Source organism: Streptomyces bungoensis (genome assembly GCF_001514215.1).
Lineage (GTDB): Bacteria > Actinomycetota > Actinomycetes > Streptomycetales > Streptomycetaceae > Streptomyces > Streptomyces bungoensis.
The window spans coordinates 49,679-62,211 of sequence record NZ_KQ948865.1 but is presented as its reverse complement, the minus strand read 5'-3'; the positions used below and the strand labels follow the sequence as shown (position 1 = coordinate 62,211).

General features: G+C 73.9%; 9 protein-coding genes. 2 read left to right on the top strand and 7 right to left on the bottom strand.

Features of this window, described 5'->3' with window-relative positions; genetic code table 11:
- The 3 genes from AQJ66_RS25760 to AQJ66_RS25750 form a co-directional block, all read right to left on the bottom strand.
- Nucleotides 1-1,242, bottom strand: a complete 1,242-nt coding sequence (locus AQJ66_RS25760) for a cytochrome P450 (protein WP_061926766.1) — start codon at nt 1,240-1,242, stop codon at nt 1-3.
- A gap of 67 nt (nt 1,243-1,309) precedes the next feature.
- Nucleotides 1,310-2,089 (bottom strand): N-formylglutamate amidohydrolase, encoded by a 780-nt coding sequence (locus AQJ66_RS25755; RefSeq protein ID WP_061927004.1) that lies wholly within the window; start codon nt 2,087-2,089, stop codon nt 1,310-1,312.
- A gap of 159 nt (nt 2,090-2,248) precedes the next feature.
- Nucleotides 2,249-4,468, bottom strand: a complete 2,220-nt coding sequence (locus tag AQJ66_RS25750; RefSeq protein ID WP_061926764.1) for an NADP-dependent isocitrate dehydrogenase — start codon at nt 4,466-4,468, stop codon at nt 2,249-2,251.
- 218 nt (nt 4,469-4,686) lie between these two features.
- Here AQJ66_RS25750 and AQJ66_RS25745 point away from each other — a divergent pair, with 218 nt between their 5' ends.
- Entirely contained in the window at nt 4,687-6,234 is a 1,548-nt protein-coding gene (locus AQJ66_RS25745) for a M1 family metallopeptidase (protein WP_061926762.1), read from the top strand.
- Here AQJ66_RS25745 and AQJ66_RS25740 read toward each other — a convergent pair whose 3' ends face one another.
- The 4 genes from AQJ66_RS25740 to AQJ66_RS25725 all read right to left on the bottom strand — a co-directional run bounded on the left by AQJ66_RS25740 (nt 6,235) and on the right by AQJ66_RS25725 (nt 10,352).
- The gene (locus AQJ66_RS25740; RefSeq protein ID WP_061926760.1) at nt 6,235-6,663 is read right to left on the bottom strand and encodes a DUF4186 domain-containing protein; all 429 of its coding nucleotides are present in this window, start codon (nt 6,661-6,663) and stop codon (nt 6,235-6,237) included.
- 69 nt (nt 6,664-6,732) lie between these two features.
- Nucleotides 6,733-7,827 (bottom strand): mechanosensitive ion channel family protein, encoded by a 1,095-nt coding sequence (locus AQJ66_RS25735; protein WP_061926758.1) that lies wholly within the window; start codon nt 7,825-7,827, stop codon nt 6,733-6,735.
- Between the two features lie 736 nt (nt 7,828-8,563).
- Nucleotides 8,564-9,328 carry a crotonase/enoyl-CoA hydratase family protein gene (locus AQJ66_RS25730; RefSeq protein WP_061926756.1) on the bottom strand — a complete coding sequence of 255 codons (765 nt, stop codon included), beginning with the start codon at nt 9,326-9,328 and terminating at the stop codon, nt 8,564-8,566.
- Between the two features lie 49 nt (nt 9,329-9,377).
- A complete protein-coding gene (locus AQJ66_RS25725; protein WP_244162941.1) occupies nt 9,378-10,352 on the bottom strand; it encodes a lysylphosphatidylglycerol synthase transmembrane domain-containing protein in 975 nt (324 codons plus the stop codon).
- A gap of 168 nt (nt 10,353-10,520) precedes the next feature.
- Here AQJ66_RS25725 and AQJ66_RS25720 point away from each other — a divergent pair, with 168 nt between their 5' ends.
- Nucleotides 10,521-12,413, top strand: coding sequence for an ABC transporter ATP-binding protein (locus tag AQJ66_RS25720; protein WP_061926754.1), 1,893 nt, complete (start codon nt 10,521-10,523; stop codon nt 12,411-12,413).
- The last annotated feature ends 120 nt before the right edge of the window (nt 12,414-12,533 follow it).

Sequence of the window (12,533 nt, the reverse complement as noted above, 5' to 3'; positions counted from 1 at the left end):
TCACCAGGTGACCGGCAGGGTCCGCGGTCCGCGGATCATCGTCTGGTGCCGCCAGCGGACCTCGTCCGCCGGGACGGCCAGGCGCAGCCCCGGCAGCCGGTCCAGCAGTGTGCCGACCAGTACCTCGGTCTGCAGCCGGGCGAGCACGGCGCCGGTGCAGAAGTGCGGGCCGTTGCCGAACGCCAGGTGCGGGTTGGGGTCCCGGTCGGGGTGGATGCCGTCGGGGTCCGGGAAGACGTCCGGGTCGCGGTTGGCGGCCAGGTAGGAGACGTAGACCGGCTCGCCCTCCGCGATCCGGTGGCCGGCGATCTCGACGTCCTCCAGCGCGATCCGGGCGAGGCCGACCGTGCTGCGGTGCGGGATGTACCGCAGCAGCTCGTCGTACACCGGGCCGCGCGCCTCGGGTCGGTCGCGCATCCGCCGCATCAGCTCCGGCCGGGTCAGCAGCAGGTACAGCATCTGCCCGCAGTTGTGGGTGACGGCCTCCCCGCCGATCTGCAGTGGACCGGCCAGGCCGACGGCCTCCTCCTCGCTGATCTCGCCGCGCGTCACGGCGGCCCCGAGCAGCGTGTAGACGTCCTCGCCGTCCTTCCCGGGGATGCTGTGGGCCCGCGCGCGGACGATCGTCCGGATCCAGCCGTACAGCCCGGTCTTCGCCTGCTCCGCCGCCTCTGCGCCACCCGAGGTGGAGATGATCCGCCGGGTCCAGAAGTGCACCTGCTCCCGGTCGGCGGGCGGTACGCCCATCACCTCGCTGACGACCGTGAGCGGGAACGGCTCCAGCACCCGCTCCACCAGGTCGGCGGGCGGCCCGTCCCGGACGATCCCGTCCACCAGCTCGTCGAGGATCCGCTGCGCGCGGGGGCGCAGCCGCTTCATGGCGCTCACCGTGAAGGCGCCGGCGACCGCCTTGCGCAGCCGGTTGTGGTCGGGCTGGTCGGTCCAGGCGAGGGAGCCGGGGCGCGGCGCGAAGTTCGGGGCCAGCCGGGTCACCTGACGGCGGGTGACGTCGGCGCGGCCGAAGCGCGGATCGTTGGTGATCAGCTTCACGTCCTGGTAGCGGGTGGCCAGCCATGCCCAGCCCTCGCCGAACGGCAGCCGGATCCGGGTCAGCGGGCCCTCCCGCATCAGCTGGGCGAGCACCGGGTCGAAGCCCGTCCCGTCCAGGTCGCAGGCGGGCCAGTCCCGTACGGGAGGCGGGGGCTCCGGCCCGGTCGGCGCGCTGGTCTCCACGGTCGTCATGTCATCAACTTTTGTCCGACCCGGCGCCGCTGTCCTGCCGGAGTGCTCCAGCCGGAGGCTCTGAGGCTCAGAGGGCGTCCACGAGCGCGGCCAGGGCGCGGGCGAGCCGCTCCAGGCCCGGCCCGGCCGGACCGCCGGGCTCGGTCATGTAGGTGTCCCGGCGTATCTCCACCATCAGCGCGGTGACCCGGGCGTCCGTGCCGTAGTACTCCAGCGGCACGTACGTCCCGCTGAACGGACTGTCCAGCCCCGTCTCCCCGCACCCGGCGAACGCCGACCGCGCGGCCTCGGCCAGCTCCGGCGGTGTGTGGAAGGCGTCCGTGCCGAGGCACACCGGCGGCCGCGGTCCCGCGCCGTGCAGCTCGTAGGGAAGCGCCTTCGCCGGATAGGAGTGGACGTCGATCACGACCGCCCGCCCGGTCGCGGCGAGCCGCTCCGCCACCGCGTCGCTCATGGCCTGCGCGTACGGCCGGAAGTACCGCTCGACCAGCGGCCCGGGGTCGGTGTCCGGGGCCCGCAGCGCGCCCCGGTGCGTGGTCCGCGTGTAGACGGCGCCCATCCCGACGGCGAGCATCTCCTCCCGCTCGTCCGGGAACCGCTCCGGATCCACCACCAGCCGCGACAGCCGGTTGACGAACCGCCAGGGCCGCACCCCGGCCAGCTCCGCGGCCCGCTCGGCGATGCCGTCCGTGTGCGCGTCGGTGATGTGGTCCAGCTCCCGCCCGAGCGCCGCGTCGTCCAGCACGATCCCTTCCCGCACGTCACCGGGGATCGCCCGCGCGGAGTGCGGCACGTGCAGCAGCACGGGGGAGTCGGCGGAACCGGGCAGGAGTTCGAAGGAAGGCATGGGCGGCTCCCGGAGGTCGTCGGCGGCGTGGACGGGGATCAAGAAGATCAAGGTGTCACACACCACTGACAACGACTGACAACGGGGGAACGCGACCGCCCCGGCCGGGGGCTCCGGCCGGGGCGGTGAGCGGTGACGACGGCTCGGCCGCCGCCGGTACTAGCCCAGCGACGCCAGCGTCTCGTTCCAGGTGGCCGACGGGCGCATGACCGCGTCCGCCTTGGCCTGGTCGACCTTGTAGTAGCCGCCGATGTCGGCCGGCTGGCCCTGGACGGCGTTCAGCTCGTCCACGATCCTCTGCTCGTTCGCGGCCAGCGTCTCCGCGAGCGGGGCGAACGCCTTCGCCAGGTCGGCGTCGTCGCTCTGCCGGGCCAGCTCCTGCGCCCAGTACAGGGACAGGTAGAAGTGGCTGCCGCGGTTGTCGATGCCGCCGACGCGGCGGGTCGGGGACTTGTCCTCGTTGAGGAAGGTCGCCGTGGCGCGGTCGAGGGTGTCGGCGAGCACCTTGGCACGGGTGTTGCCGGTGGCCTCCGCGTACTGCTCGAAGGACGGCACCAGGGCGAAGAACTCACCCAGGGAGTCCCAGCGCAGGTAGTTCTCCTTGACCAGCTGCTGGACGTGCTTCGGCGCGGAGCCGCCGGCGCCCGTCTCGAACAGGCCGCCGCCGGCCATCAGCGGGACGACCGACAGCATCTTGGCGCTGGTGCCCAGCTCCAGGATCGGGAACAGGTCGGTCAGGTAGTCGCGCAGCACGTTGCCGGTGACCGAGATGGTGTTCTCGCCGCGGCGGATGCGCTCCACCGACAGCTTGGTCGCCTCCACCGGGGGCAGGACGCGGATGTCCAGGCCCTCGGTGTCGTGCTCCGCCAGGTACTGCTTGACCTTGGCGATGAGCTGCGCGTCGTGGGCGCGGGTCTCGTCCAGCCAGAACACGGCCGGGTCGCCGGTGGCGCGCGCCCGGGTGACGGCCAGCTTCACCCAGTCCTTGATCGGCGCGTCCTTGGTCTGGCAGGCGCGGAAGATGTCGCCGGCGGAGACCGCCTGCTCGATCACCACGTTGCCGGCCTGGTCGACCAGCCGGACGGTGCCCGTGACCGGGATCTCGAACGTCTTGTCGTGGGAGCCGTACTCCTCGGCCTTCTGCGCCATCAGGCCGACGTTCGGTACGGAGCCCATGGTGGAGGGGTCGTAGGCGCCGTTGGCGCGGCAGTCCTCGATCACGGCCTGGTAGACGCCCGCGTAGGAGGAGTCCGGCAGCACCGCGAGGGTGTCGGCCTCCTGGCCGTCCGGGCCCCACATGTGGCCGGAGGTGCGGATCATGGCCGGCATGGAGGCGTCGACGATGACGTCGGACGGCACGTGCAGGTTGGTGATGCCCTTGTCGGAGTCGACCATCGCCAGGGCGGGGCCCTCGGCGAGCTCGGCGTCGAAGGAGGCCTTGATCTCGGCGCCCTCCGGCAGGGACTCGATGCCCTTGAGGATGCCGCCCAGGCCGTCGTTCGGGGTCAGGCCGGCCGCGGCGAACGTCTCGCCGTACTTCGCGAACGTCTTCGGGAAGAAGGCGCGCACCACGTGACCGAAGACGATCGGGTCGGAGACCTTCATCATCGTGGCCTTCAGGTGCACGGAGAACAGGACGCCCTCCTCCTTGGCCCGGGCGACCTGCGCGGTCAGGAACTCGCGCAGCGCGCCGACGCGCATCACGGAGGCGTCGACGACCTCGCCCTCGAGGACCGGCACCGACTCGCGCAGCACGGTCGTCGAGCCGTCGTCGCCCTTGAGCTCGATGCGCAGCGAACCGGCCTCGGGGATCACCACGGACTTCTCCGTGGAGCGGAAGTCGTCCACGCCCATCGTCGCCACGTTGGTCTTGGAGTCCGAGCTCCAGGCGCCCATGCGGTGCGGGTGGGTCTTGGCGTAGTTCTTCACGGAAGCCGGGGCGCGGCGGTCCGAGTTGCCCTCACGCAGGACCGGGTTCACGGCGGAGCCCTTGATCTTGTCGTACCGGGCGCGGATCTCGCGCTCCTCGTCCGACTTGGGGTCGTCCGGGTAGTCCGGCAGCGCGTAGCCCTTGCCCTGCAGCTCCGCGACGGCGGCCTTCAGCTGCGGGATGGACGCCGAGATGTTCGGCAGCTTGATGATGTTGGCGGCGGGCGTCTTCGCCAGGTCGCCCAGCTCGCTCAGGGCGTCCGGGATGCGCTGGTCCTCGTTCAGGTACTCCGGGAAGACGGCGATGATGCGCCCGGCCAGCGAGATGTCACGCGTCTCCACGGGCACACCGGCCTGCGAGGCGTACGCCTGGATCACCGGCAGGAACGAATGCGTCGCCAGGGCCGGGGCCTCGTCTGTGTAGGTGTAGATGATGGTCGAGTCAGTCACCGGGTGCTCCGCTCCACGTCTGCAACATTGCTCGACATCAAGATATCTCGTGATCGGGGTCGGCTCGACAGGGGTCCTGGCTCGAAAACGCGCCGCGCCGCCGCAACCGCACGCCGGATCTTGTGGTCATGACAAGCGATCGCCCATCGACCACGGGCGATCGCCCACCGACCGGCGGCCGGACCCAGACCACCCGGCCGCCCGAGCGAAAGCTGACGATGAGATATCGCACCAGAGTGACGGCCCCCGCGGCCGCCCTGATCGGTACGGCGGCGGCACTGGCCGCGGGCTCCCCGGCCCGCGCGGCGACGGCCCGGCAGCCGGGGGAACCGGGCCCGGAGACCCTCGGCGACCCCGTCTTCCCGGACCTCGGCAACGACGGCTACGGGGTGTCGGCGTACCACCTCGACCTGGCCTACGACGCGACGGCGAAGCAGGTGGCGGGCACCGCCGCCCTGCGCGTCCGCACCACCCGTGCGCTCAGCCGCCTCTCCCTGGACGCCCTCGGCCTGGACATCGCCTCCATACGCGTGGCGGGCCGCACCGCCACCTGGGAGCAGGCGGGGGAGAAGCTGCGGATCACCCCCGCCGCGCCGCTCCCGGCGGGCGCGGCGGCGACGATCTGCGTCGCGTACTCCGCCGACCCGCGCCGCACCCTCGCCCACACCGCCTGGGTGCCCACCCCGGACGGGTTCGCGATCTGCCCCCAGCCGAACTCCGCGCACACCGTCTTCCCGTGCAACGACCACCCCTCGGACAAGGCGGACTTCAGCTTCCGCCTCACCGTCCCGAACGGCCTGCGGGCGGTGGCGAACGGCGTGCTCACCGGCACCGAGGCCGTCGACGCCGACCGCACCGCGTACACGTACCGCTCCCGGGCGCCGATCGCGACCGAGCTCGTCCAGATCACCGTCGGCGACTACGTGGTCAGGGAGCGCCAGGGCCCGCACGGCCTGCCCCTGCGCGACGTCGTCCCCGCGGCCCGCGCCACCGCCCTCGAACCGGCCCTCGCCCTCACCCCGGGCCTGGTGACCTGGCTGGAGGACCGCCTCGGCATCGCCTTCCCGTTCGAGACGTACGGCCTGCTGCCCTGCAACTCCGACGACCCGAACGCGTTCGACTTCACCGGTCTGGAGACCCAGACCCTCACCTTGTACAAGCCGAACTTCCTGCTCCAGGCGGAGCCGAAGATCGGCTCGCACATGATGCACGAGCTGGTCCACTCCTACTTCGGCGACCTCGTCAGCCCCGCCACCTGGGCCGACCTGTGGCTGAACGAGGGCCACGCCGACTTCTACGGGCTGCTGTACCGCTACGAGCGCGGCTGGGCCGACTCCCTGGGCCTGACCACGATGGAAGCCCGCATGAAGGACACCTACGCCCGCGGCGACCAGTGGCGCCACGACTCGGGCCCGGTGGCCGCCCCGAACGCGGCCGACCTCTTCGACAGCCAGCGCTACCTGGGCGGCGTCCTCGTGCTGTACGCCTTCCGGCAACTGGTCGGCGAGGACGTCTTCCACGCCGTCGAGCGGACCTTCCTGGAGCGCTTCCGGGGCGCCTCGGCGTCCACGGACGACTACATCGCGGTGGCCTGCGAGGTCAGCGGCCAGGACCAGTCGGGCTTCCTGCGCGACTGGCTCTACGGCACGAAGACCCCGCGCATGCCCGGCCACCCCGACTGGACGGTCACCCCGGTCGCCACCTCCTTCGCGGCCCCGCACAGCAGGCGCGGCGGCCACTGGCACGAGAACTCGGCGACGCTCTGATCAGCCGCGGCGGGCGGGGCCGGCGCCGGCCCCGCCCGCCGTCTCGCGCTCGATCCACCGGCAGATCACGTCCACCACGTACACGAGCTCCGCCCGGGTCAGCTCGCGCCCCTTGGCGATCCCGTGCCGGCGCGCCAGACAGCCCCGGCAGCAGGTGGCGGTCGCGTGCTGGGCCACGAAGACGGGATGCCCCCGGTACGGCGTCTGCCGGCCGTCCTTGTCCGGCTCGGCCGGCGCGAGCCGCTTCGCGACCAGGTCGTAGGCGTGCCACCGGATGGTCGCCGGCCCCTTCAGCTCCGCGGTCGCCCGGTCCGGCCCGCGCAGGTGGAACTTCGCCCGGAACGGCTCCCGCGCGATCGCGGCCAGCCGCTCGTCGAGCTCGCGGGGCGTCGGGGCGGTGAAGACGGGGTCTGCGTCGGGCGGCGTCATACCGCCTCCGAGCGTAGCCCGTCCGACGCCGCACCCGCCCGTCCGGACAGCGCCCCCGAAAGACCGCCCCTAGAGGCCGGTCACACCCGGCTCGGGCGCCATCTCCTCGCCGGTGCGCTGCTGCGGTATCACCACCGTGCCCTGCTGGAGGGCGACCGTGCGGGTCGGGGCCGGGATGCGGATGCCCTCCGCGCGGTAGCGGCGGTGCAGGCGCTTGATGAACTCGTGCTTGACCCGGTACTGGTCGCTGAACTCGCCGACGCCGAGGATCACCGTGAAGCCGATCCGGGAGTCGCCGAAGGTGTGGAAGCGGATGGCGGGCTCGTGGTCCGGGAGGGCGCCGGTGATCTCGGTCATGGTCTCGGCGACGACCTCGGCCGTCACGCGCTCGACGTGGTCCAGGTCGCTGTCGTAGGCGACGCCCACCTGCACCAGCACCGTCAGCTGCTGCTCGGGGCGCGTGTAGTTGGTCATGTTGGTCTTGGCGAGCTGGCCGTTGGGGACGACCACCAGGTTGTTGGACAGCTGGCGCACCGTCGTCTGGCGCCAGTTGATGTCCACGACGTAGCCCTCCTCGCCGCTGCTGAGCCGGATGTAGTCGCCCGGCTGCACGGTCTTGGAGGCGAGGATGTGGACGCCGGCGAAGAGGTTGGCGAGCGTGTCCTGCAGGGCCAGCGCGACGGCGAGACCGCCGACACCCAGGGCGGTGAGCAGCGGCGCGATCGAGATGCCGAGCGTCTGCAACACCACCAGGAAGCCGATCGCCAGCACCAGCACCCGGGTGATGTTGACGAAGATGGTGGCCGAGCCCGCCACGCCCGAACGCGACTGGGTGACCGAGCGGACCAGGCCCGCGATCACCCGGGCCGCGGACAGGGTCACCACGAGGATCAGCCAGACCTGCAGGGCCTGGTCGGCGTGGTGCCGGACGGTCCGCGTCAGCGGCAGCAGCGCCGCGGCCGCGGCGGCGCCGCCCGCGATCGCCGCCCACGGGACGACGGTGCGCAGCGCGTCCACGATCACGTCGTCCCCGCTCCAGCGGGTCCGCTTGGCGTGCCCCGCCAGCCAGCGCAGCAGCATGCGCGACAGGAAGGCGAGCAGCAGGCCCGCGGCCAGGGCGATACCGGCGAGGACGAGGTCGTCCAGGGTCAGCGCGCGGTTCACCGGTCACCTCCGGCGTGCGGTACGGCTGCCCGGAGCCCGATGTGAGGTTGCGTCACGTTGTCACCTGCTCGATGTGCGGGATGTGCGATCGCACCGGCCGCCGATGTGCTTCGGCGGGTGGCGCAACCGCTCATCCTGCCCCATCCGGCAGGCCGGTTCGCACCCGGACCGGCGCCATCCGGACGGCACCCGAAGCGAGTTCCGCCGTCGGCCGACCCGAACTCCACCCGGCGCCGGCGCCCGGCACGGGTCCGTGTATGACGCGTGCCGCCCGGCGTTCGGACTGGCGGCCCGTGGCGGGTTGGGTCCGCCGGGGCCCGATTCAGCCCGGGCGCCCACGCCGGGCACGACCCGTGCCGCCCGGCGCTCGCACTGGCGCCCTGAGGCGGGTTGGGCCCGACCGGCGGCCGGACTCCGCCCGGTGCCCGAGCCGGGCACGGGTCCGTGTACGACCCGTGCCGCCCCGCACTCCGACTCGCGCCCCGCGGCGGGGTGGGCCCGCCCGGGCAGGCGGACTTCGCCCAGGCGCCCGCGCCGGGCACGGGTCCGTGTGCGACCCGTGCCGCCCGGCGCTCGGACTGGCGGCCCGCGGCGGGTTGGGTCCGCCCGGCGCCCGGACTCCGTCCGGTGCCGGCGCCGTTCGCAGGTCCGTGTGCGATTCGTACCGCCCCGTACTCGGACGGCTGTCATCCGGACGGCATTCGCGGCGGGTCGGGCCAGCCCGGCGCGGCGCCCCTCACAGGTCCGTGTACGACCCGTGCCGTCCCGCGCCCCCGGCGAACCGCGCCGCCCCCCGCAGCCCCTGCGCCAGCACGCCCATGCCGTGCCGGAGTTCCGTGCGCAGGGCCGACTCCTCGTCCCGGCCCTCCTGGTCCAGGACGGAGGCGCGGTCGGAGCGCAGGCAGGCCTGGGGAAAGGCGGCGACGGCCGCCGCCAGTTCCTCGGCCGCGGCGCGGGCCTCGCCCGGGGGGACGAGGCGGTCGGCCAGCCCCATCGCGTACGCCTCGGGGGCCGGCACCGGGCGGCCGGTGAGGATCATGTCCAGGGCGCGGCCGGTGCCGACCAGCCGCGGCAGCCGCACCGTACCGCCGTCGATCAGCGGCACCCCCCAGCGGCGGCAGAACACCCCGAACACGGCGTCCTCCTCGGCGACCCGGAGGTCGCACCACAGGGCCAGTTCGAGACCGCCCGCGACGGCGTGCCCCGCGACGGCCGCGATCACCGGCTTGGACAGCCGCATCCGGGTCGGCCCCATCGGCCCGTCGCCGTCCTCGGCGACCCGGTTGCCGCGCCCGGTGCCGGCCGCCTTCAGGTCGGCGCCCGCGCAGAACGTGCCGCCCTCACCCCACAGCACCGCCACCCGCGCGTCGTCGTCCGCCTCGAACTCCCGGAAAGCGGCGGCGAGTTCCGCGGCCGTCCGGCCGTCCACCGCGTTGCGGGCCTCCGGCCGGGACAGGACGACGGTGAAGACGTGCTCCTTGCGTTCCACGCGGACCGGCACGGCGGGTGCTCCTCACGTCGGGGCGGGCGGCTCGGACGGCCACTGTGCCTCAGATGACCTTCAGCCGCACCAGCGCCCCCAGCGTCAGCGCCCCCGGCACCAGCGGCACCCACACGGTGATGACCCGGTAGGCGAGCACCACCGCCGTGGCCACCGCGGCCGGCCCGCCCGCCGCGACCAGCGCCACCACCAGCGCCGCCTCGACCGACCCCAGCCCGCCCGGCGCCGGCACCAGGGCCACCGCCACCGTCGCCGCCAGGTACGCCAGCGCCATGTGCGCGGGCGGCACCGGCAGCTCCAGCGCCCGCCCCACCGCCGCGAGCCCGGCCGCCTGGAGCGCCGGGAAGGCCAGCGAGCCGCCCCACAGGGCCAGCGCCCGGGCCGGCCGCGCGTGCACCGACCGGGCCTCGTCCAGGGCGTCCCGCAGGAACCCGCGCACGGCCGTGCGCAGCCGCCGTACGAGAGCCAGCGCGGCCACCGCCACGGCCAGCAGCGCCCCCGCCCCCAGCAGGAGCGGTACCGACGCCCCGGGGGGCAGCAGGGTGCCGGGGCGCAGCGCGTCCGGGAAGGCGGCCAGCAGCGCGGCCAGCAGACCGAGCCGGCCCACGCTCTCCGCGAGCAGGTACAGGGCGAGCGCGGCGGAGGAGCGGGCCGCCGGCACCCCGCACACGGTCATGAAGCGCAGGTTCACCGCGCTCGCGCCGAGCCCCGTGGGCAGCAGGTGGTTGGCCGCGCCCGCCGCGAACTGGGTGGCCAGCAGCCGCCCCTTCGGCAGCGGCTGCACCACCGCCCCCTGCCGGGTGAACGCGGCCGCGACCCAGGTCAGGCAGGTGGCGCCGGCCGCCGCCAGCAGCCACGGCCAGGAAGCCGTGCGCAGCTGGCCGAAGCCCTCGGCGAGCACCCCGCGGTGCCGCACCGCGGCCACGGCGACGAGCAGCAGCGGCACCAGGCACAGCGCCCTGCGGACGGGAAGGCGCCGGGGGAGGCGTCCCGGGGGGACGTCGGGAAGTCGTAGCACCGTCACACCGCAAGAGGGTCTCCGCGCCGCGCCAACGGCGGGTGGCGCGGGCGCGGACGACGGCTTACGGCCGGGCAGCGGATGAGCGGGCACCCGGTGGGCGGACCGCGGGCGAGCGGTCGGCGGGACGCGGACATTGACCTCAACGACGCTCGAGGTTCTACCGTCTCTCCCATGAGCATGGAGACCACCGCATGGACGCAGCTGCACAGCGTGATGACCGCGCAGGCGGAAAGACGTCCCTTCGCCCGCGCCACACTGCGCCGCATCGCCGCCTTCGCCCGCCCGCACCGCACGGGCATCGTCCGCTTCGTCCTGCTCGGGGTGGTGACCGCACTGCTCGCCGTGGCGACCCCCGTGCTCGCCGGGCACGTCGTCGACGCGATCGTGGCGGGGCGCGACTCCGGCACGGTCGTCCGGCTCTCCCTGCTCATCGCGCTGGTCGCCCTCGCCGAGGCGGGACTCGGCATCCTCGGCCGCCGCCTGTCGGCGACGCTCGGGGAGGGGCTCATCCTCGACCTGCGGACGGCTGTGTTCGATCATGTGCAGCGCATGCCCGTCGCGTTCTTCACACGTACCCGTACGGGAGCGCTCGTCAGCCGTCTCAACAACGACGTGATCGGCGCCCAGCGGGCCTTCGCCAACACCCTCTCGGGTGTGGTGTCCAACCTGGTGACGCTGCTGCTCACCCTCGCCGTCATGCTCACCCTGTCCTGGCAGATCACCCTCCTCGCGCTCCTGCTGCTGCCGGTGTTCGTGCTGCCGGCCCGCCGGATGGGCAGCCGGATGGCCCGCATGCAGCGCGAGGCGGCGGCGCTGAACGCGGCCATGGGCACCCGGATGACCGAGCGCTTCTCCGCCCCCGGCGCCACCCTGGTCAAGCTGTTCGGCCGCCCGGAGGAGGAGTCGGCCGAGTTCGCGGCCCGCGCCCGCCGGGTGCGCGACATCGGCGTGCGCACGGCGACGGCCCAGTCGGTCTTCATCACCTCCCTCACCCTCGTCTCCGCGCTCGCCCTGGCCCTCGTCTACGGCCTCGGCGGCTGGTTCGCGCTGCGCGGCACCCTGCAGGCGGGCGCGGTCGTCTCCCTCGCCCTGCTGCTGACCCGGCTCTACGCCCCGCTCACCGCGCTCGCCGGGGCCCGGGTCGAGGTCATGTCCGCCCTGGTCAGCTTCGAGCGGGTCTTCGAGGTGCTGGACCTGAAGCCGCTCATCGAGGAGAAGCCGGACGCCGTCGCGCTGCCCGAGGGCCCGGTCGCCGTCGAGTTCGACGACGTCCGCTTCGCCTACCCGGCCGCCGACCAGGTGTCCCTCGCCTCCCTGGAGGAGGTCGCCGCCCTCGACACCCGGGGCGGCACCGAGGTGCTGCACGGCATCTCCTTCCGCGCCGAACCCGGCCGGACCGTCGCCCTGGTCGGCTCCTCCGGCGCCGGGAAGTCCACCATCGCCCAGCTGCTGCCGCGGCTGTACGACGTCGACGCCGGAGCGGTCCGCATCGGCGGCGTCGACGTCCGCGACGCGACCGCCGCGTCCCTGCGGGCCACCCTCGGCATGGTCACCCAGGACGGCCACCTCTTCCACGACTCGGTCCGCGCCAACCTGCTGCTGGCCCGGCCCGGGGCGACGGACGAGGAGCTGTGGGACGCCCTCGGCCGCGCCCGCCTCGCCGAGGTCGTCCGCTCGCTGCCCGACGGGCTGGACACCGTCGTCGGCGAGCGCGGCTACCGGCTCTCCGGCGGCGAACGCCAGCGCATGACCATCGCCCGGCTGCTGCTGGCCCGCCAGCGCGTCGTCATCCTCGACGAGGCCACCGCCCACCTGGACAACACCTCGGAGGCCGCCGTCCAGGAAGCCCTCACCGAGGCGCTGGAAGGGCGCACCGCCGTGGTGATCGCCCACCGGCTGTCCACCGTGCGGGCCGCCGACCAGATCCTGGTGGTCGAGGCCGGCCGGATCGTCGAGCGCGGCACCCACGACGAACTCCTCGCGGCGGACGGGCGGTACGCGGAGCTGCACCGCACCCAGTTCGCCCAGCGCACCGAGCCGGACGCCGAGCCGGCGGTCGGCTGAGGCCGCGTCCCGGCCGGCGGCGGTGGCGGTCCGTCGCGGCCGGCGCGCGTGAGCGGCGGCGAACGGGGAACCGGGAGCGGGTCAAGTCCACAGGACGTCACCCGACTTGGGAGGAGCCCC

Coding starts and splice junctions, on each gene's coding strand:
- AQJ66_RS25740 (WP_061926760.1), bottom strand. CDS start 6,663: ATGACGCCGCCCGACGCAGACCCCGTCTTCACCGCCCCGACGCCCCGC.
- AQJ66_RS25760 (WP_061926766.1), bottom strand. CDS start 1,242: ATGACGACCGTGGAGACCAGCGCGCCGACCGGGCCGGAGCCCCCGCCT.
- AQJ66_RS25720 (WP_061926754.1), top strand. CDS start 10,521: ATGAGCATGGAGACCACCGCATGGACGCAGCTGCACAGCGTGATGACC.
- AQJ66_RS25745 (WP_061926762.1), top strand. CDS start 4,687: ATGAGATATCGCACCAGAGTGACGGCCCCCGCGGCCGCCCTGATCGGT.
- AQJ66_RS25755 (WP_061927004.1), bottom strand. CDS start 2,089: ATGCCTTCCTTCGAACTCCTGCCCGGTTCCGCCGACTCCCCCGTGCTG.